The sequence below is a fragment of the Pseudomonas sp. GM80 genome (genome assembly GCF_000282515.1).
Classification (GTDB): Bacteria; Pseudomonadota; Gammaproteobacteria; order Pseudomonadales; family Pseudomonadaceae; genus Aquipseudomonas.
The window spans coordinates 1-23,541 of the sequence record NZ_AKJD01000181.1; the positions used below are offsets into that span (position 1 = coordinate 1).

Here is a 23,541-nt window from a genome sequence, read left to right on the forward strand (position 1 = left end):
GGGGGGGGGGGGAGCCATTCTTCGCGCGACACCACTGGATGATTCTCAACGTTCATGATGATTTCTCCTGCGGGGTTGAAACCGTCTGTTTCAGACTAGTCGTTTAACCCCGAGTGAAATCGACAGACCGCCGGTCGGTCGCCGTAGAACATGCGGCTGAACGGCTACGGCCGACTTCGGTCACAACCTATGAACGCGCCACTAATCACGCGCACCGGAGGTTGTATCAGGATGACGACTTATAACTGGGATTTGATTGAACGTTTGCTGCACGAAGTGCAGAACAGTGCGGGCCACAGCTTTGCCCCACGGGCTTATGCCGAAGACTATGCGGCGGAGAAAGCCAGCGCCGGCGAGCCGATCGAGAACCTTGATCACCTGAAAACACTGGCCTGCGATTATGAACGGTTACTGCTGTTGCGCGGGTACATCGCACCGCGTCCGGATGAAGAGGGCAGCACCGGAAACAATTTTGTGCTGACGCCACGCGGTTCCAGCCTGCTGAGCCTGATCGACAGCAGCATCCCCGGTAATGATCATCCGCGTCAGGTGCTGGATGAGCAGGAGGATCCGCTGGCCGAGGCTACGTTTGATGAAGTGGCTTCCAAAGCCCAGATCGCCTGAGTTCACGCAGATCCCCTGTACCCTGTAGGAGTGAGCCTGCTCGCGATAGCGGTCTTCCAGTCAACATTGATGTCACTGGAAGTCCGTTATCGCGAGCAGGCTCACTCCTACATTGGATTTCGGTATGTTCAGTTTTTTTGCGCGGCCTTCAGGCACTTGAGGTCGTTGAAATCTTTGCGCACCCCCTCAATCTTCTTCAACAACCGCTGCCGCTGTTGCGGCGTGCTTTCAGCCATCAGGTCAACCGCCAGCGAGCGTCCCTGCGCCTCGGTATCGGCGAAGGCCTTGCGGTAATCCGCTGTCCATAAACTCTCGCGATTGACCAGCAGCGTCTCGATTCTCTGTGGGAATTCGGGGCTTTTACGCTGTGCGACGGCTGCACTGAACTGCTTCTGCCAATGCGCCCGGTTGGCGATCCATTGGGTGTACTGATCGCCCAGAGCGGTCGACCACGCCATTACCCGCTGTTCCTGCGTAGCGCTCAACGGCCCCAGCCAGTCGTTCAGGCGTTTGACCATTCGTGCTCCACGCTCGGCAATCTGTTGATCAAGCGGCGGTTTGAGGTATTCCTGCTGACGCTTGCGCAGGTCCTTGGCAAACGCGTCATTCATCTCGGCCACTTGTTTATCGTCCAGGCCTTGCAACAACTCGATGGCCGAAGGCGTGATTGCCTTCGCCGTTTCGGCAATCGCCTGCTTGGCTTCGGCAGTGCGCGCCTGCAACGCGGCGTCGGTGATCTGGTTGCTCTCGACCATGCTCTGTAAACGATCCAGCCAGTCCAGATAACCTGGCAGTTGCGTGGTGCAATGCCAGTTCAGGTGCTCTTTGAGTCGCTCGTTAAACCAGTCCTTTTGCTCGCCGTTCATGTCCAGATAGTCGCTGAGCGTCCACGGAATGATCACGTCGAGGTTGCGATAGGCCAGGCCGACGCGACTGCAGGCGCCGAGGGCGAGGGTGAAGATCAACAATGCGGCGATGTGCTTGAACCAGCGAGACATGGGCGAATCCTTGCGATGGCCTGGCTTCGAAAGTCTGATTCTTATGTGATGCAGGATGCGCGCGGCAGTTCAGCCGATCAATAGAACGCGCGTTCGGCCTTGAGGGTGACGAGGCCGTCGCACTGGCTGTTGTGCCCGGAATAGGCCGAGCAATCGCTGCCGCTGAGGCTGGAATTGCTGTAGATCAGGTCGAGGTCGACACCCATGAACGGCCGGGACAGTTTCACCGACCAATCAGTGAAACTGCTGACGTACCCACCGTCCACGGCCACTGGTGTGTTCAATTGGTGAGTGGTGTATTTCATGCTGACACCGATGCCGAACGGCTGATTGCCGCCAAGGTCGGCAAACAGGGTGTTGTTCTGTTTATCCGGGTCGTTGCTCAGGGCCACGCCGAAACGGCTGCCGAGCAGGGTCAGACCGCCGAACAGCTCTTGGCTGTCGAGGGTTTCCACGCTGGGATAGCTGTAGTGGATCATCCCGACTTCATAGCCGAGGGTCTGATCAAAAGGCTGCTTGAAGCCGACGTAAGAGTCGATTTCCAGATTCTTGCCCGGCGTGATGCCCATGCTCGGTGCGTACTGGCCGACGTAGAGGCCGCTGTCGTGGCTCAGATCGAGACCGCCATGAAATGAACCGGCTGCCGAAGGTTTGACCAGGCCCTGGGCCATGCTCCGCGTGGGTGTAGTGCCGAGCTTGAGGTCGAAGTCGCCGAGTTCACGCTGGAAAACCTGGGCGTGCGCGCTCGTGCCAGCCAGCAGGCTCACAAGCAATAAACAGGATGTTTTGCGCATGCGTCACTCCATGAACAGCGAGCGCAGGGCATATGGCCTGCTGAAACGCTTGATCTAGACGCGTGCAAGGATACCGGCGAATGCTCGGCATTGATGGCCGTTCGTCGATTTCTGCAATTTTGCTATATGGGTTGGTTTAAAACGGAGGGGGTGTTGCGCGGTGCCAGTCCAGACGCTTCGAAGCTCAAAGCGCCTCTGGACGGGTGTAAAACCGGGTATTACTTTTTGCCCAGGCTGATCTGCTTGGACGGGCCGAACGTCTGGCCACTGACGCCTTTGGCAATTTGCTGGATCTCGCCGCCGGACTTGAGGAACGCTGCGATCTGATCGTTGATCGATTCGCTGGTTTCAACGGCTGGAGCTGGCTTTGCTTTGCTGGTGGATGCTTTTACACGCATGGCGGCCATTAACCTGTAGAAAAGTAACTCGGCCAGGCATCGTACAGGAATAACTTGACAATTGCTTGGTAAATATCCCCCGGAATAACCAACCTGCGCGCTGCATTACTCTCGATTCAATCTTCGAAATATCGGTCTAACCTGCTGTTTTAAATAAGAACATTTAAGAGAAAACGCACTGTGGCGATTTGCCGCGAGGTGCTGCTCTGGACTGACGAGTGGCGCCCCGAGCAGGCGCGACCACGGCAAATCAGAGCGCTGCGCGGGATTTTCTGTCATCCACGGATCTGCCGGCCAACGTTCACGGCAAAAACGGGTAGAATGCCGCCCACGCAATGAGGGTTCTGGAAATGGCTTTAGTCGGGCGTTACAACAGTTTGCAAGTGGTTAAACACACTAACTTCGGTTTATATCTGGACGGCGGTGCCGACGGCGAAATTCTTTTGCCCAACCGTTATATCCCTAAAGATATTCCCAGCGAAGATGAAGACTGGCTCAACGTATTTGTATATCTGGACAGCGAAGACAAACTTCTCGCTACCACGGAAAAACCAAAAGTTCAGGTCGGCGAATTCGCCAGCCTGAAAGTTGTTGAAGTCAACAGCATCGGCGTGTTCCTCGATTGGGGCCTGCCGAAAGATCTGTTGTTGCCGTATTCCGAAGAGAAACGGCAGATGACCGCCGGTGAATACTGCGTGGTGCACGTCTACCTCGACAAACACACCCGCCGCATCACCGCCACGGCGCGTCTGGATCGCTACCTCGACAAGACCCCGGCCAACTACAGCCAGGGCCAGGAAGTTGATCTGCTGGTTGCCGAAGCTACCGACATGGGCTTCAAGGCGATCATCAACAACAAGCACTGGGGTTTGATCCACAAGAACGAAATCTTCAAGTTCATGCGCGCCGGCATGAGCGAGAAGGGCTACATCAAGGAAGTGCGTGCCGACGGCAAGATTGCCCTGAGCCTGCAACCGGTTGGCCAGGAAGCGGCCAGCAGCCTGAACTCGAAGATCCTCGCCAAGTTGCGCGACAACAGCGGCACGCTGCCGGTCAGCGACAAGAGCGATCCGGCCTTGATCAGCAGCCTGTTCGGCGTCAGCAAAGGCAACTTCAAGAAGGCCATCGGCTCGCTGTACAAAGAAGGCAAGATCGTCATCCATGCCGATCGCATTGAACTAACCTGAGCCACCGCTGGCCCCATGTAGGAGCTGCCGCAGGCTGCGATCTTTTGATGTTTCTTTTAGGAGACAAGATCAAAAGATCGCAGCCTGCGGCAGCTCCTACATTGAGGGCGGTGTGATGAAAAGAACGCTGATGGCTTACGTTGCCACGCTGGTGACGTTTCTGCTGCTGGATGGCATCTGGCTCGGCCTGTTGATGGCGCCGACCTATCGCGAACTGCTCGGTTCGCTGATGCTCGAAAAACCGCTGCTGGTTCCGGCAGCGGTTTTTTATTGCCTGTATGTTTTTGGTTGTCTGGTGTTTGTGGTGTTGCCCGCAGTGAGCTGGCAGCGGGTGGCGAAGATGGGCGCCTTGTTGGGGCTGGTGGCGTATGGCACGTATGACCTGACCAATTGGGCGACGCTGCGCGGGTGGTCGGTGCAAGTGTCGTTGATGGATTGGGCGTGGGGGACGTTTGCCACTGCGCTGGCGTGTACCGTCGGGTTTTTGTTGGCTAAACGACTGCATTCAGATCCATGAGCAGGGTTGATTGAACTGACGCCATCGCTGGCAAGCCAGCTCCCACAGGGTTTGGTGTTGAACAAACAATCAGTGAGCAACCCGTTCACTGTGGGAGCTGGCTTGCCAGCGAATGGCGGCGCAGCCGACAGCCATTCAGCGCTGACGCCTCTGACGAACTAAATGTCTTTTCCAGACGCCTTTTTCCGTCTGACTGATTGATAATCCCAGGCACTGTTTTTTGACCATTGGATGGCCTGCCATGTTGTGTGTGTTCGAGGTGTTACGGTGATTGTCGAGCGGCGCAATGCCGACCGTTTTGCCCTGCAAGTAATGATCGGTTTGTGCCTGATCTGGGGTGTGCAGCAGGTGATGATCAAGTGGGCCGCGCCGGACATCGCACCGGTGATGCAAGCGGCGGCGCGCTCGGGAATCTCTGCGTTGCTGGTGGGGTTGCTGATCTGCTGGAAGGGCGGCTGGGATCAGGTCGGCGTTACCTGGCGTGGCGGTCTGCTGGCCGGTGCGTTGTTCGGCCTGGAGTTCTTCTTCATTGCTGAAGGCCTGCAACTGACCACCGCCGCGCACATGTCGGTGTTCCTCTACACCGCGCCGATTTTCACCGCGCTGGGCGTGCATTTCCTGTTGGCCAGCGAGCGCTTGCGACCGTTGCAATGGTTGGGGATTCTGCTCGCATTCATCGGCATCGCGATTGCTTTCGCTGGCGGCGTGTCGTGGGACAACCTCGACCGGCGCATGCTTCTGGGCGATGCCTTTGGTGTGTTGGCGGGTGCCTGCTGGGGCGCGACCACGGTAGTGGTGCGCGCTTCGCGATTGTCGGAAGCGCCGGTAACGTTGACCCTGTTTTATCAGTTGATCGTCGGCTTCCTCGGCCTGCTGTTGATCGCGCTGTTCAGCGGTCAGATCACCCACGTCAGCCTGACCACCGTGGCGGTGGCCAGCGTGCTGTTCCAGGGATTGGTCGTGTCGTTCTTCAGTTACCTGGTCTGGTTCTGGTTGCTGCGTCGTTATCTGGCGGCCAATCTGGCGGTGTTCTCGTTCATGACGCCGCTGTTTGGCGTAACCTTCGGCGTCTTGCTGCTAGGCGAACAACTGAGCCTGAACTTTGTCATCGGCGCCGTGCTGGTGTTGCTCGGCATCACCTTTGTCAGCGCCGAGCAGTGGCTGCGTCGACGTTTGCGCAAAGCGCTCGGCCAGCGCTAACCGATTGCAGGGCCAACCCGCCGGCAATCAGCAAACCGCTGCCGGCAATCACCAGCGCCGGGTGCAGGCTGGCGCTGTAATGATTGCTCAGTGCTGCCAATAAAGGGCCGCTGAGCTGGCCAACGGCGAAGCACGCGGTGAGCAGGCCGGCATTGCGCTGCGTGGCAAGGGGCGCGATTTCCCGCGAACGCTGCATGACCAGTTGCATGCACGCGAGGAACGGTGTGCCACACAGGATCACACCCAGCGCCAGGCCGAATCCGCTGCTCAGCAGGCAGGCAAACACCCCGGCCGCTTGCAGCCACAGTGTCGCCGCCAGCCAGTGCCGTGTGGTCTGGGGATCATGCCGACGCAAGCTCACCAGCACCACACCGATCGCAGCCCCCAAACCAAAGCACGGCCAGAACAGATCGGCCTGCCACTGCCCGTGAAACTGCGCGTTGGCCATCTGCGACAGAAACGTCGCCGGGATGATGTAGCCCACGCCGTACAGCGCATAGATCACAGCCAGACGACCGATACCGCGATTCGACGCATTGACCTGAGCCGGGGTTATCGACGCAGCGGCGGCAGGTTGCGGCAAAACGCGCCAAACCCCAAGCATCATCACCAGCGCCGCCGCGGCGTAAATCAGCCAAAGCGTTGCCGACGTCTGATGCAGCAGATGTGAGACCAACGCCAATATCCCCGTCAGAAAAATCCCCAAACCCGGCCCGGCAAAAACCAGCGCGCCCAAACGTGGACGACCCGCGGCCGCCGCCAGCGGCTGACTCAACGAGGTGATCATCACCAGCACCCATGCACTCGCCACCCCGGTGCCAAAACGCAGCACCAGGTGCGACCAGAAGCCGTCAGCCCAGAACGATGCGAGCGTCAGCAACACGCACAACCACAGGCCGCCGTGCAGGCGTCGCTGCACCTGCTGCGGGCGATGGGCAAACATTGCATCGACCGCACCGAGCAGGTAACCGAGATAGTTGGCCGCCGCAATCAGACCGGCGGCGGTCAGGTCAAACTGACCTTCGCTGAGCAGGTGGGGCATTTGCGGAGTGAGGGCGAAACGCCCGATGCCCATGGCCATCATCAAGGCCACGAAGCAGGCGGATAAGCGAATAAGGGGGGACATGGTCCGAATTCCGTAAGGGCTGCAATTACCGTCAGGCTAGGACTGATTGACTTTCTTTAAAATTGAATAATAGTGAGTAACTTGTTCTGTTATGGAGAAAGCTTGTGGAATTCAGCCAACTGCGGATTTTTCAGGCGGTGGCCGAGGAAGGCTCGATCACCCGCGCCGCCGAACGCCTGCACCGGGTGCCGTCGAATCTGTCGACGCGGCTCAAACAGCTGGAAGAGCAACTCGGCGTCGAGCTGTTTGTTCGTGAGCGCCAGCGCTTGCAACTGTCGCCTGCGGGCAAGGTTCTGCTGGACTACACCGGCAAGTTGTTTGCCTTGCGTGACCAGGCCAGTGCGGCAGTGATGGGCGGGCAGCCGGCGGGGGATTTTGTTCTCGGCACCATGTACAGCACGGCGGCGATTCATCTGCCGGCATTGCTGGCGCGTTATCACAAGGCTTATCCGGCAGTGAATCTGCAGGTGCAGTCGGCGCCCAGTGGCGAGTTGCTCGAAGGTCTGTTGACCGGGCGTCTTGATGCGGCGCTGGTTGATGGCCCGCTGGAGTTGGCCGGCCTCGATGGGGTGCCGTTGTGCGAGGAGCGGCTGGTGCTGATCACGGAAATTGACCATCCGCCGGTCCGCAGCGCCCGCGATGTCGAAGGGCGTTCGGTGTTCACCTTTCGCCGCGGCTGCTCCTACCGCATGCGCCTGGAGGCGTGGTTTGCGCACGACCACGCGGCGATGGGCCGGGCCATGGAAATCGAGTCGTATCAGGGCATGCTCGCCTGCGTGATTGCCGGCAGTGGTGTGGCACTGATGTCGGAATCGATGCTCGCCAGTCTGCCGGGCCGTGACAGTGTTGCGGTGCATCCGCTGGCCGAGCCATTCGTGGGTGCGACAACGTGGCTCATGTGGCGTAAAGGCATGGTCGGGGCCAACTTGAACGCCTGGGTGGAAGTGCAGCAGGCGGTCTATCCTGCGGCTCAGATCGACACCCGCGAAACCGCCTGAACCAATGTCGGCGAATTCTGTTCAATTCAGTAACAGATCATTGCGGATTTGGCCGAGCATTGCGAAGGACTTCGGACTATTATCAGTGCGAAGCGGCCTCAGAATTCCGGCCGCTCAGCACCACCCTGAAGGGGGCATGACGATGAAAGAGAAAATTCAGAACTGGCTACACGACTTGGGTGTTGCCCTCGGCTTGATCGAACCGCCTCTGCAACCTGTACCGATCCGCACGGACGACGAACAGCGTCGGCGCCAGCCTCGTCGGCGGTAGTGCATTAATGCCTTCGGCAGCTCCTACACGGATCAATGTAGGAGCTGCCGAAGGCTGCGATCTTTTGCTTTCAGTGCCGGCCAATCTCAAGCAAAAACCGGCTCAGGTCATTCGCGGTCTTCGCGGTCTTGAGCATGCGGTCTTCTTCTGCGGTGAACGCCGTCAGTCCGAATTCATCTTCCAGATGAAAGATCAAATCCTCAATGTCGGCTTTCTCCAGGCCCAATTGCACCAGGCTGGTGTGGTCATTGAATTCGCGGTTTTCCAGCAGACGCCGAATAAACCGGTGCACGGCGGCACGCACGGCAGCTCTTCTCATGGCAGATCTTTCTGATAGTTATTCTGCTTGAGTGAAGCAGGCCTCACGCGTGCCCGCGCAACCATTCGTCAATCATCGAACGCAAACGCTCCCCGGCAAAACTGCCGAAATGCCCGCCATGCACGGTGCGGATCGGCAACGCCTGCAAACGTCGCAGACTGGCGGCGTAATCCTGCAGATTGGAATGGTAGGCGTCTTCGATCAGCGGCCCGTCGTAAATGATGTCGCCACTGAACAGCGTTTCAGTCGCGGCCTCATACAAGCTGATTCCGCCCGGCGAATGCCCCGGTGTGTGCAACACCTGCAGCGTGCGATTGCCCAGATCGAGCACATCGCCGTCCTCGACAAACCCGGTGGCCGGCGCGGCTTTGACCCGGTATTCGGCGTAACACAACGGGCAATCCGGGTGCGCTTCGAACATGTCGTCGCCGACAAAGGCTCGGCTCAGATCATTCTCGCCATCCGGCGCGGCGAGGATGGCGGCTTCGGCGCGATGCACCAGCCGTTCAGCAAATTCATGATGCCCGGCGATATGGTCGAAATGGCAATGACTGGCCACCGCCACCAGTGGCCGCTCGGTAATCCACGGCAACTGCTCGCGCAGGCTGACCAGCCCTGAGCCGCTATCGAGCAACAGGTCTTTGTCGCGGCCCTGCACATGCCACAGGTTGCAGCGATAGAACGGCCGAATATACGGCTCATGGATCAGCCGAATGCCATCGCTCAAGTGCTGCACTTCAAACCACTGATCGCGCGAAACGATCTTCATATTCACTTTTCTCCAGACGAAAAAAACGGGTGTGGCAACCGACGCCACACCCGTCGAAGAAAGCATCAAGTCGTTACATCAAAGCTTAGATCGCGCTCGCCACGGTTGCCGGGCGAGGGGAGACCAGGCTGACCACCACGAAACTGATCAGACCCACAGCCAGGCTGTAGTAGATCGGCGTGTTCGCGTCCAGACCGTCCTTGAACATGAACAGCAGCGCGGTGGCAAAACCCAGACCCATGCTGGCGATGGCGCCGGCGGTGGTCGCGCGTTTCCAGAAGATCGCACCGATCAGCGGGATCAGCATGCCGCCCACCAACAGGTTATAGGCGAGGGTCAGCGCGCTGATGACATCGTTCACTACCAACGCGATGCCTAGCACGAGCATACCGGTCAGCAGGGTGAACAGGCGGTTGATGGCCAGGCTCGACTGTTTGCCGCCGCGCAGTTTCGGCAGCAGGTCTTCGGTGATGGTGGTGGCAGCGGCGAGCAGGCCGGCGCTGGCGGTGGACATCATCGCAGCGAGTGCCGCAGCGATCACCAGACCCCGGATGCCGTCTGGCAGCGACAGTTTGACGATGGCGGCGAAGGCGTTGTTGACGTTGTCCAGATCCGGGATCAGCACGTGAGCGGCCATGCCGATCAGCGCGCAGGCGAGGCCGTAGACGATGCAGTAGATGCCCGCGATGCTGCCGGCGTATTGCGCGACTTTCGCGGTCTTGACGGTGAATACCCGTTGCCAGATGTCCTGACCGATCAGGATGCCGAAGAAGTAGATCATGAAGTAGGTGATGATCGTGTCCCAGCCGATGGTGGTGAAGCTGAAGGCAGTGGCCGGCAGTTTCAGCACCAGCTCGTCCCAACCGCCAACGCGGTACAGGCAGATCGGCAACAGGATGAACATCAGGCCCACGGTCTTGATGATGAACTGGACGATGTCGGTGAGGGTCAGCGACCACATGCCGCCGATCGCCGAGTAGATCACCACGACGCCACCACCGACGAGTACCGAAACCCAGAATGGCAGGTCAAACAGCACTTGCAGGACGGTGCCGATCGCCAGGATCGAGGTCACGCCGATCATCAGTGCGTAGGCCAGCATGATTGCCGCGCTCGCCGAGCGGGCCATCGGGTTGTAGCGTTTTTCGAGGACCTGGGTAACGGTGTAGATCTTCAGTTTCAGCAGCGGTTTGGCGAGGAACAGGTTCAGCGCGACGATGCCGCAACCGAGTGCCGCGCACAGCCAGAAACCGGAAATGCCGTGCACGTAGCCCAGACGCACGGTGCCGACGGTGGACGCACCACCGAGTACGGTCGCGGCCATGGTGCCCATGTACAGGCTTGGGCCGAGGTTACGCCCGGCGACGAGAAAGTCCTCGTTGGTCTTGGCTTTGCGCATGCCGAAGTAGCCGAGCAAGAGCATGCCGGCGGCGTAGATGAGGACGACGAATAAATCCAAAGCCATGATGGCGTGTCTCCGATTGTCTTTTTTATGTTGAGGCCAAAATCATTTCCTGTAGGAGCAAGGCTTGCCCGCGATGGGCGCGCCAGGGTCAAGCAGGCTGACCGCGTTATCGTTCTTCGCGGGCAAGCCTTGCTCCTACGGTTCATGCGTAAATCAGGCGGCTTGGCGCAGTTCAGGTTTTTCTATGACTTGGCTGCGCTCATCCTTCGGGCCGAACACTTCGCGCGGTTCCGGGAACAGGCTCAGCAGCGTCAGGTACACCACCGAGGCCAGGCCGAGGGTCACCGGCAAGCTGATGTCGATGCCGCCGGCCATTTCACCCAGCGGGCCAACGAACTGCCCCGGCAAATTGACGAAGCACAAGCCAACCGCCGCGCTCGGGATCCATGCACCCAGGCCACGCCAGTTCCAGCCGTGGCTGAACCAGTAACGTCCGCCCTGTTCGCCGCGCGTGAACACTTGCAGGTCATCCGGGCAATAGAAGCCGCGACGCACCAACAGGCCGATGATCATGATCACCATCCATGGCGTGGTGCAGGTGATGATCAGCACGGCGAAAGTCGACACGCTTTGCACCAGGTTCGCCGCAAAGCGCCCGATGAAGATGAAGGCAATCGACAGCACGCCGATCAGCAGCGTCGCTTTCACTCGCGAGAGAACACGCGGGAACACGCTGGACATGTCCAGCCCGGTGCCATACAGCGAGGTGGTGCCGGTGGACATGCCGCCGATCACCGCAATCAGGCACACCGGCAGGAAGAACCAGCTCGGCGACACCGCGAGCAAACCACCGACATAGTTGTTCGCCGCGATGTAGTCCGGCGCCTTGATCGCGACGATGGTCGCGGTGGTCAGGCCGAACAGGAACGGGATGAACGTGGCGATCTGCGACAGCACCACCGCCGCCATGATGCGTTGCTTGGACGTTTCACGCGGGATGTAGCGCGACCAGTCGCCGAGGAACGCGCCGAAGGAAATCGGGTTGCTCATCGCCACCAGTGCAGCGCCGATGAACGCGGCCCAGAAGCCCGGCTGACCGAGGTTCACCGTACCGGCGTAGTTCACATCGAAAGGACCGGCAAAGGCGAAGATGCCCAGCAGGAACAACAGGCTGGCGCTCCACACCGCGATCTTGTTCACCCACAGCAAAAAGCGGAAGCCGTAGATGCACACGGTCAGCACCAGAATCGCGAACAGACCGTAGGCCAGGCCCAAAGTCAGGTCGGTTTCCGGCAGGCCGATCAGGCGTTTCGCACCACCGATCAGCGCATCCCCCGAACTCCACACCGAGAGCGAGAAAAACGCGATAGCGGTCAACAGCGACAGGAACGAACCGACGATGCGCCCGTGCACGCCGAAATGCGCACCGGACGACACGGCGTTGTTAGTGCCGTTGAGCGGGCCGAACAGGCCCATCGGTGCGAGGATCAGCGAGCCGAGCAGCACGCCCAGCACAATCGCCCAGACGCCGGCCTGAAACGACAGACCGAACAGCACCGGGAAACTGCCGAGCACGGCGGTGGCAAAGGTATTCGAACCACCGAAGATCATCCGGAACAAGTCCGTCGGGCCTGCGCTGCGTTCGTGGTCCGGGATCTGTTCGACCCCGTGGGTTTCAATCTGCGTAAGGCTTTGGTCGTTGTTGTTGTTATTCATGATCTGCTCCGATCATAAAGGCGCGCTCATCGTGCGTGAGCGTCACCTGTCTTGGCTAAGGGGATGGCAGCCCTTCCGGCATTGCGGACAAATGTTCGTGGCAGGCCAGCCAATGGCCTTGTTGTTCTAGGCTCGACGTTTGTTTCTTGAAAACAATCGTCTCGCGCTCCTGGCTGAAGTGTTGCTCCCCTTGCATGCGCAGCTCGGTGGCCACGTCATGGATGAAAATCGCCACGTCACCTTGCAGGCTGACGAAGGCGTTGCTCGAGGTGCACGCAAGCACCTCGAAGCCATCCTCGGCGCGCCAGCTGTCCCACAACGCCTGATAGGCATCGCGCGACAGCAGCGGCTGTTCGAGGGTGTAGAAGACGAAACTTGCATCGGCGCTGAACGCGCCGAAATAAGCTTCGCGATCGTTACGGGCAAACGCGGACACCAGTTCGGCGGCCGCTTGCAAAACCTGATCACGTTCGTTCATGACCCGACCCTCAGCGATGGACCACGCCAGGCAGTACGCAGAGCATTTCGTACAGCAGGTTGGCGGCCAGCAGCGAGGTGTTGCCGGTGGTGTCGTAAGCGGGCGAGACTTCTACCAGATCGCAACCGATCAGGTCGAGGCCTTGGCAGCCACGGACGATTTCAATCGCCTGAATGGTCGTCAGACCACCGATTTCCGGGGTGCCGGTGCCAGGTGCCCAGGCCGGGTCGATGCCGTCGATGTCGAAGCTCAGATACACCGGACCGCCGCCGACTTTTTCGCGCACTTCGGCCATCAGCGGTGCCAGCGACTTGTGCCAGCACTCTTCGGCCTGAACCACGCGGAAGCCCTGATCGCGGCTCCAGTTGAAGTCGTCAGCGGTGTAACCCTGGGCGCGCAGACCGATCTGCACGACGCGATCGCAATCCAGCAGACCTTCTTCGACAGCGCGACGGAAGGTGGTGCCGTGGGCGATTTTCTCGCCGAACATGTGATCGTTGACGTCAGCGTGGGCATCGATGTGCACCAGACCGACCTTGCCGTGCTTTTTATGAATCGCACGCAGGATCGGCAGGGTGATGGTGTGGTCGCCACCCAGGGTCATCGGGATCACGTTGTGCTCGAGGATGTTGTCGTAGGCTTCTTCGATGATGCGCACGGCGTCGAGCAGGTTGAAGGTGTTGATCGCCACGTCACCGATGTCGGCCACGGCCAGCGAGTCGAACGGCGCAGCGCCGGTGGCCATGTTGTAAGGGCGGATCATCACCGATTCGGTGCGGATATCGCGTGGCCCGAAGCGGGTGCCGGGGCGCAGCGAAGTACCGATGTCCAGTGGCACGCCAACAAAGGCAGCGTCCAGGCCGGCAGCGGTCGGTACATGGGGGAGTCGGAGCATGGTGGCGATGCCGCCGAAGCGCGGCATTTCGTTGCCGCCCAGTGGTTGGTGAAGAATCTTGTCCACGGGTAAGGCCTCATCGTCTTTGTTTTATTTATATCGGCGCGCCGTTCAGCAAAGGTTCGGACGCCGCTGTGGGGCCGATGATGCGAAATGTAGTGCGGCGAAAGAATCGCTACGGGCAAAAACTTAGTTCAGATTTTTCTAAACTAATGCCGAGGCCCGGGATAGACTCGTTGCCATCGATGAACCCCCTGTAGGAGCTGCCGAAGGCTGCGATCTTTTGATCTTTTTCAAGATCAGGATTAAAAGATCGCAGCCTTCGGCAGCTCCTACATTGGATGATGTGTGGACTTCTTATGGCCAACGCTTTACCCGACCTGAAACTTTTGCGCATCTTCGTCAGCGTCGTGCGTCATCAGGGTTTTGCCAATGCGCAGCAGGAACTCAACCTGTCGACCTCGGCGATCAGCACCTACATGAGCCAGCTCGAAGCCGCGCTCGGCCTGGTGCTGTGCCATCGCGGGCGCGGCGGCTTCAGCCTGACCAGCAAGGGCGAACTGTTCCATCAGGAAACCTTGCGCCTGCTCGCCGAACTCGAAGGTTTCGAGCAATACGCCGCTGCGCTCAAGGGTGAATTGCGCGGCACGCTCAACCTCGGCGTGATCGACTCCACGGTCAGCGACAAGGCCTTGCCCTTCGCCGAAGCCATTGGCGCCTACAGTCAGGAACACCCGGCGGTGCATTTGCATTTGTCGGTGATGAGCCCGTATGAACTGCAATTGGGCGTGCAGGACAACCGCCTCGACCTGGCCATCGGTGCGTTCTCCACGCGCATGAGCGGCCTGGTCTACATGCCGCTGTACCGCGAACAACATTGGTTGTATTGCAGCAGCCGCCATCCGTTATTCAACGAGCGGCGCATCCCCGAGCAAGTCATCACCCAGCAACGCATGGTCGGACGTGGTTACTGGAGCCAGGCGGAACTGGCCCGGCACGGTTTCAAACACAGCGCCGCGACCGTGGAAAGTATGGAAGCGCAGCTGATTCTGGTGCTGTCCGGCGCCTACATCGGTTACTTGCCGGAGCACTATGCTCAGGCCTGGGCCGACAAGGGTGATTTGCGGGTTTTGCTGCCGGCGACCTTCGGTTATCAGGCGCCGTTCTCGATGATCATGCGCCGGGGCCGCAGCCGTGAGCCGCTGATCCAGACCTTCCGCGATTTGCTCAAAGCACAGCTCAATCAGGCTTAGCTTGGAGGAACAAGAAGTATGTCCAGACCTCAATGCCCGCGCTGCCTGCGCCCACAAACCCATTGCCTGTGCCCGCTGATCCCCAGTCTCGACAGCCGCACGCGGGTGTTGCTGTTGCAGCATCCGAGCGAGGTCAATCATGCGTTGAATACCGCGCGGCTGGCGGCGTTGGGGTTGAGCAATGCCGAGCTGGTCGTTGGCGAGGTGTTCGAGGATTTGCCGGCGTTGCTGAATCAACCGGGATATCGGGCGCGGCTGTTATTTCCGGCGGAGGATGCGCAGCCGATGCAGGCTTATGGCGAATCTGATGAGCCGCTGTTGCTGGTAGTCCCGGACGGCACCTGGCGCAAGGCGCGCAAGATGCTCCACCTCAATCCGCTGCTGGCGGCGTTGCCACGGGTGACGCTGGCCGAGGGCGGCGTGTCGCGCTATCGCTTGCGCAAGGCACCGGGGCCGGGGGCGTTGTCGACGATTGAGGCGATTGTGCAGGCGTTGCAGACGCTGGAGCCGTCGGCGTCATTCGAGCCGTTGCTCAAGCCGTTCGAGGCGTTGATCGAGGGGCAGATTGCGGCGATGGGGGAGGAGACCTTCCAGCGTAATCATGCTGAAAAATAGTCGCTGTTATTGCTGGCCCCATCGCTGGCAAGCCAGCTCCCACAGGTTCTGAGGTGTTCATAGGTTTTGTGGCCGACACGGACACTGTGGGAGCTGGCTTGCCAGCGATGACGCCAGTCAATTCACCACAAAATCCGGATATCTCTAGCGTTCGCGCATCGCCTCGGTCCGCGCTTTCAGCACCGGTTTGAGCAGGTAATCCAGCACGCTTTTCTCGCCGGTAATAATGTCCACCGTTGCCACCATCCCCGGGATGATCAGCAACGGTTTTACATCCCCGCCCAAATGGTTTTTATCGGTGCGCACCTGAATCAGGTAAAAACTGTTGCCCTTGTCATCAGTGATCGTGTCAGCCCCGATCAACTCAAGCTTGGCGCTCAGCCCGCCGTAAATCGTGTAGTCATAAGCACTGAACTTGACCATGGCTTTCTGCCCCGGATGCAGGAACGCTACGTCCTGCGGACGCACCTTGGCCTCGATCAGCAAGTTGTCTTCCAGCGGTACGATTTCGACCATGTCACTGCCCGGCTGGACCACGCCGCCGATAGTGTTGACCTTTAATTGCTTGATCACCCCATGCACCGGTGAGGTCACGGTAGTGCGGGTGACGCGGTCGTCAATGGCGATGCTGGTGGCGGTGATTTTCGACAGGTCGGTGCGTTTCTCATTCAGTTCTTTCGCCGCTTCCGAGCGGAAGGTTTGCTCCGACTCGTCGATCTTGCTGCGGATCTCGGCAATCGCTGATTCGGCGCGGGGAATCGCCAGCGTTGTCGCGTTCAATGAGCCTCGGATTTCTACCGCACTGCGCTTGAGCCGGAGGATTTCAACCGGTGACACTGCACCGGTTTTTACCAGCGGTTCGGACATGTTCATTTCCTGCTGCAGCAACGCCAGGCTGGAGCTGAACTGACCTTGCTTGGAGCGAAACTCCGCGAGTTCCTGGGTCTTCTGCCGCAGTTGTTCGCTGAGGGTGCGTTGCTCGCTGGCCAAGCGGCGCTGGCGTTGTTCGTACAGCGAACGCTCGTCTTCGGCGACTTGCGGCGCCTTGGCGATCACTTCATCGGAGAGCTTGAACGGCCGACCCTCGGCCTCCGCTGACAGCCGTTCGACCTGTGCCGTCAACGCATAACGATCGGCTTCGCTCTCACCCTTGTTCGAGCGAAAGCGCGTGTCATCCAGGCGCAGCAGCGTATCGCCCTTGTTCACCATCTGACCTTCGCGCACGAAAATTTCAGTGACGATGCCGCCCTCAAGGTTCTGGATCACCTGAATCTTGCTCGACGGAATCGCCTTGCCTTCGCCCATGGTCACTTCTTCGAGCACGGCGAACTTGGCCCAGACCAGCGCGCTGATCAGCAACCCTGCCGCCAGCCACACGGTGATCCGCGACCAGCGCGGCGAATCCTGCAACGAGGCGCCAGCGGTTTCCGGCATGAACTCGGCTTCGGCACTTTTGCCGAAACTGTCGAAGTAGCCGCGTGATTTGCTATCTGAAGATGCCGACATGGGGCGATACCCCTCAGTTAAGAAACATCAAACTGGATGATCCATCAGTGGCCAGAGAACTTCCCCTTGGCCACAGAACCTTCCTGTGCCCAGAGAACTTCCTGTGTTCAGAGAACTTCCCTGGTGGCCACAGAAAATGCCTGTGGCCAAAAAGCTTTCCTGTGTTCAGAGAACTTCTCTGGTGACCACAGAAAATTCCTGAGGCCAAAAAGCTTTCCTGTGGTGAGGGGATTTATCCCCGATGGGTTGCGCAGCAGCCCCAAAAAACTCATGGGCGCTGCGCACCCAATCGGGGATAAATCCCCTCGCCACAGGTTTTGTGCAAACCACAGGTTTTGTGTAAGGCACAGGTTTTGTGCAAACCACAGGTTTTGTGTAGGCACAGGTTTTTGTGCAGGGCACTTTTTTGTGAAAGCCATAAATTGTGGGTCAGCATCTACACCGCCGCCGAGCCGACGCGGCCCTTGCGCAGTGCATCGATGACCGCTTCTTTCGGGCCGTCGGCGACGACCCGGCCGTTGTCCAGTACCAGCAGCCGGTCCACCAGGCTCAGCATCGAGGTGCGGTGCGTGACCAGCAGCAGGGTTTTGCCCTGGACCCATTCGTGCAGCTTCTGCCGCAGTTGGTCTTCGCTGCTGTTGTCCATGGCGCTGGTGGGTTCGTCGAGCAGCATGATCGGCGGATCGAGCAACAAGGATCGTGCGAGCAACACCGCCTGTCGCTGGCCGCCGGAGAGCAATTGCCCGCGCTCGCCAACCGGCCGGTCGAAGCCTTGTGGATGCTGGCGGGCAAGCTCGGTGACGCCGGTCAGTTCGGCCACTTCAAGCATCCGTGAATCGCTGATGTAGCGAGCACCGAGCGTGAGGTTGTCACGCAGGCTGCCGGCCAGCAGCGGCAGGTCATGGGCGACGTAACCGATCTGCTGGCGCAGGTCGGCGACATCCAGTTGCCGCAAGTCGAGGCCGTCGAGCAGCAACTGGCCTTCTTCCGGTTCATAGAAGCCCATCACCAGCCGCGCCAGGGTACTTTTGCCCGAACCGCTGCGACCAATGATGCCGACCCGTTCACCGGGTTTCAGGCTGAAACTGACATTGCTCAGCGCCGGCGCATTCTGCCCGTTGTAATGGAACGTCACGCCACTGACGTCCAGCGCGCCTTGCAGTTGCGTGCGTTCCAGCGGCCGCTGTTTGCCGTCGCGCTCCTGCGGCAACGACATCAGCGCGTCGGTGCTTTTCATGGTCAGTTGTGCTTGCTGATAACGGGTGATCAGCCCGGCGATCTGCCCCAGCGGCGCAAGCACGCGGCTGCCGAGCATGTAACTGGCGACCAGCGCACCGACGCTGAGGTTACCAGCGATGATGCTGTAGACCCCGGCAACAATCGTCGCCATCCCCGAGAATTGCTGAATGAACAACGTGCCGTTGGTGGCCAGCGCCGACAAGTTACGCGCATGGCTGTCGAGGCGGGTGAGGGCGCCGTGGGTGCTTTCCCATTTGTGCTGGCGCTCGCTTTCGGCGCTGCAGGCCTTGAGGGTTTCCAGGCCACCGAGGGTTTCGATCAACACCGCCTGACGTTCGGCACCGAGGCTCAGGCTTTTCTGCACGGTGTCGCGCAGGCGCACCTGGATCACCAGGGCGAAGATGATGGTGATCGGAAACGCCAGCAGCGGAATCACCACCAGCCAGCCTCCAAGCAATCCGATCACCACCAGCATCAGCACCACGAAAGGCAGGTCGATCAGGCTGGTCAAGGTGACGGCGGTGAGAAATTCGCGCAGTCCCTGGAAGTCATGAATGCTCTGGGCGAAACCGCCGATGGTCGCCGGCCGCGCCTTCATCGACATGCCGGTGATGCGCTCGAACAGCGTCGCGGAAAGGATCACATCGGTTTTCTTGCCGGCGGTGTCGAGCAAGTGCGCGCGCACCACCCGTAGCACCAGTTCGAAACCGGTGCCGATCAGCAGCCCGATCGACAGCACCCACAGGGTCGACGTCGCCTGGTTCGGCACCACGCGGTCATACGTCTGCATGACGAACAGCGGCACCATCAGACCTAACAGGTTGATCAGGAAACTGGCGAGGATCGCGTCGCTATAGAGCCATTTCGACAGCTTCAATGTGTCGCGAAACCACGCGTGCACACGCGGCACCAGCGGTGAACGGAGGTCTTCGAGTTCGTGGCGCGGACGGGCGAACAAGGCCTGGCCGCTGTAGTGTTCAGTGAGTTCTTCACGGCTGACCCATTGCTCGCCGCCATCGGCTTCGCTGGGCAGGATCAGCGCTTTGCCGTCGTCGCCGAAACGCCGCAACACAGCGGTGCGGCCGTCGTTGAGCAACAACAGGATCGGCAGGTTGAGCGGTGAAATATCTTTCAGATCACGGCGCAGAATGCGCGCCTGCAACCCGGCCCGGGCGGCGGCGCGCGGCAGGAGGTCCAGGCTCAGGCGTTGTTTGTTCAGCGGTAGCCCGGCACTCAGGCTGGCACGGCTGACCGTCGCGCCATGCAGTTTGCAGAGGATCAACAGACCGTCGAGTAACGGATCATCGAAGCTCAGCCGCGGATCGATCCCGGAATGGCCGGGTTCCATGCTGGTCATATTGATCGCTCCCGTGAAACGGTGGCACTGGCTACACAAAACTGAACGGAACGCTTGATCGTCTATCACCCCAATCACGTGTAGGAGCTGCCGCAGGCTGCGATCTTTTGATCTTGATCGTAAAAAACAACGTCAAAACATCGCAGCCTGCGGCAGCGCCTACAGGGAGTTGGTTATTTCAGTTCGGGAAGGCGGGCTTCGTTTTTGACTTCGCTGGACGCGATCGCATCGGCCGGCAGCACCACCCGTTGTTTGCTCAGCAACTGGCCCATGTTCGCCAGCACGCGGTACATCGAATATTCCTCGGTGTAGCGGATTTCGGTGTAGCGACGGTTGGCGTTGTACAGCTCGTTTTCACTGTCGAGCAAGTCGAGCAGGGTGCGTTGGCCAAGGCCGAACTGATCCTGATAGGCGGCGCGTACACGCTTGGTGGTTTCGGCGTATTCGCGGGCGGTCGGGGTCTGTTTCTTCGCGTTGACCATGGCGTTCCAGGCCAGACGAATGTTCTCGTTGAGCTGACGCAGGGCGTTGTTGCGGATGTCCATCGCCTGATTGATCTGGTGCGCATCGGAGGCCAGGCGCGCCTTGTCGCTGCCGCCCCGGAACAGGTTGTAGTTCATCACCACACCCACGCGCCATTCGTTGTCGTGGCCTTCATCGCCTTGCACGTTATTGTTCGCACCGACCGCTGCTTCGGCATCGAAGCGCGGGTAGAACGGTGATTTGGCGACTTCGTACTGGCTCTCCGCCGATTGCACGTCAGCCTGGGCGGACTTCAGGTACGGGTTGTTGTCGACCATGCTCTGTTGCGCTTCACGCAATTCGGTCGGCAGTTCGCCGCGGGTCGAGGCTGGGGTTTCCAGCTCGTCGGGCATGCGTCCGACCACGCTGTAGAAGTTGGCTTCGGCGTCAGACAGGTCGACTTCGGCGGTGTCGAGGTTGTTCTGCGCCAGCGCTTTACGGGCGACCGATTGATCGGAGTCGGCGGTGCTGCCAACACCTCGCTCGGTGCGCAGGCCGATCTGGTCGTTGACGCGCAAGTGCGCCTGCAGGTTGTTGCGGGCCAGGGTCACCAGTTCGCGACGTTTGAGCACTTCGAGGTAGACCTCGATGGTGCGCAGGGCCAGATCCTGGGCAGTGCCTTGCGCGTAGTACGCGCGTGAGTTCGACACGCCTTTGGTGCGCTCAACCTCATTGGCGGTGTTGAAACCGTCGAACAGCATCTGCCGCAGGCGCAGCTCGGACTGGGTGTAATTGAGAATTCGCGTGTCGTGATTGCCGAAGGCGCGGGTGTTGGTGTTGTCGCTGTAGCCGCGACCGTACGCGGCGTTCAAATCGACGGACGGATAGAAGCCGCCCTTGGCGACTTTGATTTGTTCATCTGCCGACAGGCGGGCGTCCACGCGCGAGGCCAGTTCCGGGTGGGTGGCGATGGTGCTTTGGATCGCCTCGGTGAGGTTCATCGCCTGGGCTTGAGAAGTGCAAGCCATGGCCAGCAAAACCGCGCTGCAGAGGGGGGTTAGAACGCGCATGGGTGCATCTCCCTGAGTCCTGATGGTGTGTTACTGTCGCCAAATATTTGACGATATTTTTAGGTCTAAGCGTTTCACTCTTGTAACAACAGAGCTAAGAACATCCTAGAGCGTAGCTAAGAAAAATTTTTCATAAGGCTTATGCCGAAAAAAACTTATGCGCTTTGTAAAATCCGGCACATTGTTCAGCACGAAAGCCTTTGTTTTATGCGCTTTAGGGAGCTCAAAAAGGCTTGAGGAAAGTTCCACTCACTTTGCGACATACGGCGAAGTACTGCTGAAGGGGAGGGACGCGTAGCGGCTGATGAGCGACAGATTTTTGTCACTCGGGTGATTCACCGCCGTTACGTAGCGTTAGTGGGCGGGCTGTTTGAAACGGGCGGTGCAAGTGCTTGATAGCGCTTGGATTTCTCTTCAAATAACCCCCGCGAAACGAACTGTCGAGGGTGCGAGCGTCGCCCCCGGCAACCCGATTGAGCCATGGGCTGCTTCGCGAACCAGTGCTGACGGTGGTCAGCAGCGGAGGAATTCACATGGCAACGCTCATCGGTACAGTCACTAAAGTCATTGGTCAGGTATTCGCCCAGGCCGCCGACGGCAGCAAACGCGCACTGGTTGAAGGGGATCGCCTGTATGCCGGCGATCAACTGATCACCGGGGCCGAAGGCGCCGTTGCCGTCCATCTGCAAAACGGCCAGGAACTCACTCTCGGTCGCGACAGCAGCCTGACCATGACCGGCCAGTTGCTCGCTGATCAGGCGGCACATGTGAACGCGCCAGAGGCTCAGACCCCCAGCGAAGCGCAACTGACCGATGTCGAGCAAATCCAGAAAGCCATCGCTGCCGGTGACGACCCCACCAAAACCGCTGAAGCGACTGCCGCTGGCCCCAATGCGCCTGGCGGCGCGCCGGGTGAGTTGGGCGGCGGCCACAGTTTTGTTCTGCTGACAGAAGTTGGCGGCCGGGTTGACCCGATCATCGGGTTCCCCACTGCCGGGTTCGGCGGTATTCCTGAGTTTCCTGACTATCGGTTTGACGCCGTGGTGGACAACGGCGATGACACTGTCACGCCGGTTACTCCGCCACCGCCGCTGGTGGTCAACAATCCGGTGATCATCGACGGCCTTGCCGTGCCGGGCGGCGAGTTGAACCTCAATGAGGCCAACCTGCCTGACGGTTCGGCGGCCAACCCGTTTGCACTGACGCAGAGCGGCAGTTTTACGGTCTCGGCTCCGGATGGCTTGAGCAGTCTGAGCATCGGCGGCATCAACGTCATCGTCGCGGGTGTGCCGATCGGTTTCCCGCAATCGATCACCACGCAACTGGGCAACACCCTGACCATTACCGGCTACAACCCGGCGACTGGCGCGGTCAGCTACAGCTACACCCTCAACGGCAACGAAACCCACGCCGCCGGCGATGGCGCCAATAACCTCAGCGAACAATTCACCGTGATTGCCGGCGACAACAATGGCGACACGGCCACCGGCACGCTTGACGTCAACATCACCGACGACGTGCCTCGGGCGATCGACGACAACAATGGCACGGCTTCCGAAACGTTACTGACACTGACCGGCAACGTCCTGACCAACGACGTGCAAGGCGCCGACCGCGTGCCCACCGGCCCCAATGCCGGGCCGATCACGCCGGGCACCTTTACCGGCACATACGGCACCCTCGTGCTCAACGCCAACGGCACGTACACCTACACGCTGAATACCAATGACGCCGACTTCAAGAACCTGCACGGCGGCGGTAACGGCACCGAGACCTTCACCTACACCCTCACCGATGCCGACGGCGACAAAAGCACGGCTAACCTGGTTTTGCAGATTCACAACAACGACGACCCGGTGATCATCAACGGCTTGAACGTTGAAGGCGGCGAGCTGACCGTCTACGAAAAAAACCTCAGTGACGGCAGTGCGCCGGACTCCACCGCATTGACCCAAAGCGGCACGTTCACCATCACCGCACTGGACGGCGTCACCACGCTGACCGTCGGTGGCATTGCCGTGGTCACCAACGGTGTGGCCGCAGGCTTTCCGCAATCGATCACCACACCGCTGGGCAGCACACTGACGATCACCGGTTTCAATGCCACCACTGGCGTGGTCAGCTACAGCTACACCCTGGTCGATAACGAAGCACACCCGACCGCCAATGGCGCGAACAACCTGCCTGAGCAATTCGCCGTCACCGTGGTCGATGACAACGGCACCACTGCCAACGCCACCCTCGATGTGAACATCGTCGATGACCTGCCCAAAGCCGTCGATGACAGCAACACAACCACCGCTTCGGAAACTCAACTGACCCTGACCGGCAACGTGCTGACCAA

22 protein-coding genes are annotated in these 23,541 nt (G+C 59.6%); 9 read left to right on the forward strand and 13 right to left on the reverse strand.

Translation table 11 applies throughout. The features are described 5' to 3' along the window. Window positions 1-231: 231 nt before the first annotated feature. Window positions 232-624 (forward strand): hypothetical protein, encoded by a 393-nt coding sequence (locus PMI37_RS24730; RefSeq protein ID WP_008086217.1) that lies wholly within the window; start codon window positions 232-234, stop codon window positions 622-624. 128 nt (window positions 625-752) lie between these two features. Here the strand turns inward: PMI37_RS24730 and PMI37_RS24735 are convergent, their stop codons facing one another. The 3 genes from PMI37_RS24735 to PMI37_RS24745 form a co-directional block, all read right to left on the reverse strand. After that, complete coding sequence (locus PMI37_RS24735; RefSeq protein ID WP_008086219.1) at window positions 753-1,622, reverse strand: DUF6279 family lipoprotein; 870 nt, start codon at window positions 1,620-1,622, stop codon at window positions 753-755. Between the two features lie 77 nt (window positions 1,623-1,699). Beyond that, window positions 1,700-2,416 (reverse strand): TorF family putative porin, encoded by a 717-nt coding sequence (locus tag PMI37_RS24740; protein ID WP_008086221.1) that lies wholly within the window; start codon window positions 2,414-2,416, stop codon window positions 1,700-1,702. Window positions 2,417-2,634: 218 nt separating this feature from the next. Beyond that, window positions 2,635-2,823 (reverse strand): hypothetical protein, encoded by a 189-nt coding sequence (locus PMI37_RS24745; protein ID WP_016985943.1) that lies wholly within the window; start codon window positions 2,821-2,823, stop codon window positions 2,635-2,637. Between the two features lie 341 nt (window positions 2,824-3,164). Here PMI37_RS24745 and PMI37_RS24750 point away from each other — a divergent pair, with 341 nt between their 5' ends. The 3 genes from PMI37_RS24750 to PMI37_RS24760 all read left to right on the forward strand — a co-directional run bounded on the left by PMI37_RS24750 (window position 3,165) and on the right by PMI37_RS24760 (window position 5,718). Next, complete coding sequence (locus PMI37_RS24750) at window positions 3,165-4,001, forward strand: CvfB family protein (RefSeq protein WP_008086223.1); 837 nt, start codon at window positions 3,165-3,167, stop codon at window positions 3,999-4,001. A 115-nt stretch (window positions 4,002-4,116) separates the two neighbouring features. Continuing rightward, window positions 4,117-4,518 carry a DUF2177 family protein gene (locus tag PMI37_RS24755; protein ID WP_008086225.1) on the forward strand — a complete coding sequence of 134 codons (402 nt, stop codon included), beginning with the start codon at window positions 4,117-4,119 and terminating at the stop codon, window positions 4,516-4,518. Window positions 4,519-4,749: 231 nt separating this feature from the next. Continuing rightward, window positions 4,750-5,718 carry a DMT family transporter gene (locus PMI37_RS24760; RefSeq protein ID WP_443216829.1) on the forward strand — a complete coding sequence of 323 codons (969 nt, stop codon included), beginning with the start codon at window positions 4,750-4,752 and terminating at the stop codon, window positions 5,716-5,718. Here PMI37_RS24760 and PMI37_RS24765 read toward each other — a convergent pair. Then, window positions 5,663-6,844, reverse strand: a complete 1,182-nt coding sequence (locus PMI37_RS24765; protein ID WP_008086229.1) for an MFS transporter — start codon at window positions 6,842-6,844, stop codon at window positions 5,663-5,665. The two genes, PMI37_RS24760 and PMI37_RS24765, sit on opposite strands and share 56 nt — an antisense overlap. 104 nt (window positions 6,845-6,948) lie before the next feature. On the opposite strand from PMI37_RS24765, the gene ptrR reads away from it, so the two are divergent. Next, window positions 6,949-7,842: a putrescine utilization regulator PtrR gene (gene ptrR, locus PMI37_RS24770; RefSeq protein WP_008086231.1), complete on the forward strand. Its 894-nt coding sequence runs from the start codon at window positions 6,949-6,951 to the stop codon at window positions 7,840-7,842. Window positions 7,843-7,984: 142 nt separating this feature from the next. Next, on the forward strand, window positions 7,985-8,113 hold the full coding sequence (locus tag PMI37_RS32385) for a PA1414 family protein (RefSeq protein WP_003184145.1): 129 nt from the start codon (window positions 7,985-7,987) through the stop codon (window positions 8,111-8,113). 70 nt (window positions 8,114-8,183) lie between these two features. Here the strand turns inward: PMI37_RS32385 and PMI37_RS24775 are convergent, their stop codons facing one another. The 6 genes from PMI37_RS24775 to speB form a co-directional block, all read right to left on the reverse strand. Next, window positions 8,184-8,432 (reverse strand): hypothetical protein, encoded by a 249-nt coding sequence (locus PMI37_RS24775; RefSeq protein WP_008086233.1) that lies wholly within the window; start codon window positions 8,430-8,432, stop codon window positions 8,184-8,186. Window positions 8,433-8,475: 43 nt separating this feature from the next. After that, window positions 8,476-9,201 carry an MBL fold metallo-hydrolase gene (locus PMI37_RS24780; RefSeq protein ID WP_008086235.1) on the reverse strand — a complete coding sequence of 242 codons (726 nt, stop codon included), beginning with the start codon at window positions 9,199-9,201 and terminating at the stop codon, window positions 8,476-8,478. An 85-nt stretch (window positions 9,202-9,286) separates the two neighbouring features. Continuing rightward, window positions 9,287-10,666, reverse strand: coding sequence for a sodium:solute symporter (locus tag PMI37_RS24785; protein WP_008086238.1), 1,380 nt, complete (start codon window positions 10,664-10,666; stop codon window positions 9,287-9,289). A 153-nt stretch (window positions 10,667-10,819) separates the two neighbouring features. Continuing rightward, window positions 10,820-12,322, reverse strand: a complete 1,503-nt coding sequence (locus PMI37_RS24790) for a purine-cytosine permease family protein (protein ID WP_008086240.1) — start codon at window positions 12,320-12,322, stop codon at window positions 10,820-10,822. 55 nt (window positions 12,323-12,377) lie between these two features. After that, the gene (locus PMI37_RS24795) at window positions 12,378-12,800 is read right to left on the reverse strand and encodes a YybH family protein (RefSeq protein WP_008086242.1); all 423 of its coding nucleotides are present in this window, start codon (window positions 12,798-12,800) and stop codon (window positions 12,378-12,380) included. Window positions 12,801-12,810: 10 nt separating this feature from the next. Beyond that, window positions 12,811-13,761 carry an agmatinase gene (gene speB, locus PMI37_RS24800; protein WP_008086245.1) on the reverse strand — a complete coding sequence of 317 codons (951 nt, stop codon included), beginning with the start codon at window positions 13,759-13,761 and terminating at the stop codon, window positions 12,811-12,813. A gap of 293 nt (window positions 13,762-14,054) precedes the next feature. Between speB and PMI37_RS24805 the strand changes: the two genes are divergently transcribed. Both PMI37_RS24805 and PMI37_RS24810 read left to right on the forward strand, forming a co-directional pair. After that, window positions 14,055-14,948 carry a LysR family transcriptional regulator gene (locus PMI37_RS24805; RefSeq protein WP_007956593.1) on the forward strand — a complete coding sequence of 298 codons (894 nt, stop codon included), beginning with the start codon at window positions 14,055-14,057 and terminating at the stop codon, window positions 14,946-14,948. A gap of 18 nt (window positions 14,949-14,966) precedes the next feature. Further along, window positions 14,967-15,563, forward strand: coding sequence for a tRNA-uridine aminocarboxypropyltransferase (locus PMI37_RS24810; RefSeq protein ID WP_008086247.1), 597 nt, complete (start codon window positions 14,967-14,969; stop codon window positions 15,561-15,563). Between the two features lie 144 nt (window positions 15,564-15,707). Here PMI37_RS24810 and PMI37_RS24815 read toward each other — a convergent pair whose 3' ends face one another. The 3 genes from PMI37_RS24815 to PMI37_RS24825 form a co-directional block, all read right to left on the reverse strand. Next, on the reverse strand, window positions 15,708-17,069 hold the full coding sequence (locus PMI37_RS24815) for an HlyD family type I secretion periplasmic adaptor subunit (RefSeq protein WP_008086249.1): 1,362 nt from the start codon (window positions 17,067-17,069) through the stop codon (window positions 15,708-15,710). A gap of 436 nt (window positions 17,070-17,505) precedes the next feature. After that, window positions 17,506-19,665 (reverse strand): type I secretion system permease/ATPase, encoded by a 2,160-nt coding sequence (locus PMI37_RS24820; RefSeq protein WP_008086251.1) that lies wholly within the window; start codon window positions 19,663-19,665, stop codon window positions 17,506-17,508. 173 nt (window positions 19,666-19,838) lie between these two features. Further along, entirely contained in the window at window positions 19,839-21,197 is a 1,359-nt protein-coding gene (locus tag PMI37_RS24825) for a TolC family outer membrane protein (protein WP_008086253.1), read from the reverse strand. 533 nt (window positions 21,198-21,730) lie between these two features. Here PMI37_RS24825 and PMI37_RS24830 point away from each other — a divergent pair. Beyond that, window positions 21,731-23,541, forward strand: a 1,811-nt coding sequence (locus PMI37_RS24830) for a retention module-containing protein (RefSeq protein ID WP_008086255.1), incomplete at its 3' end; no start/stop codon positions are given.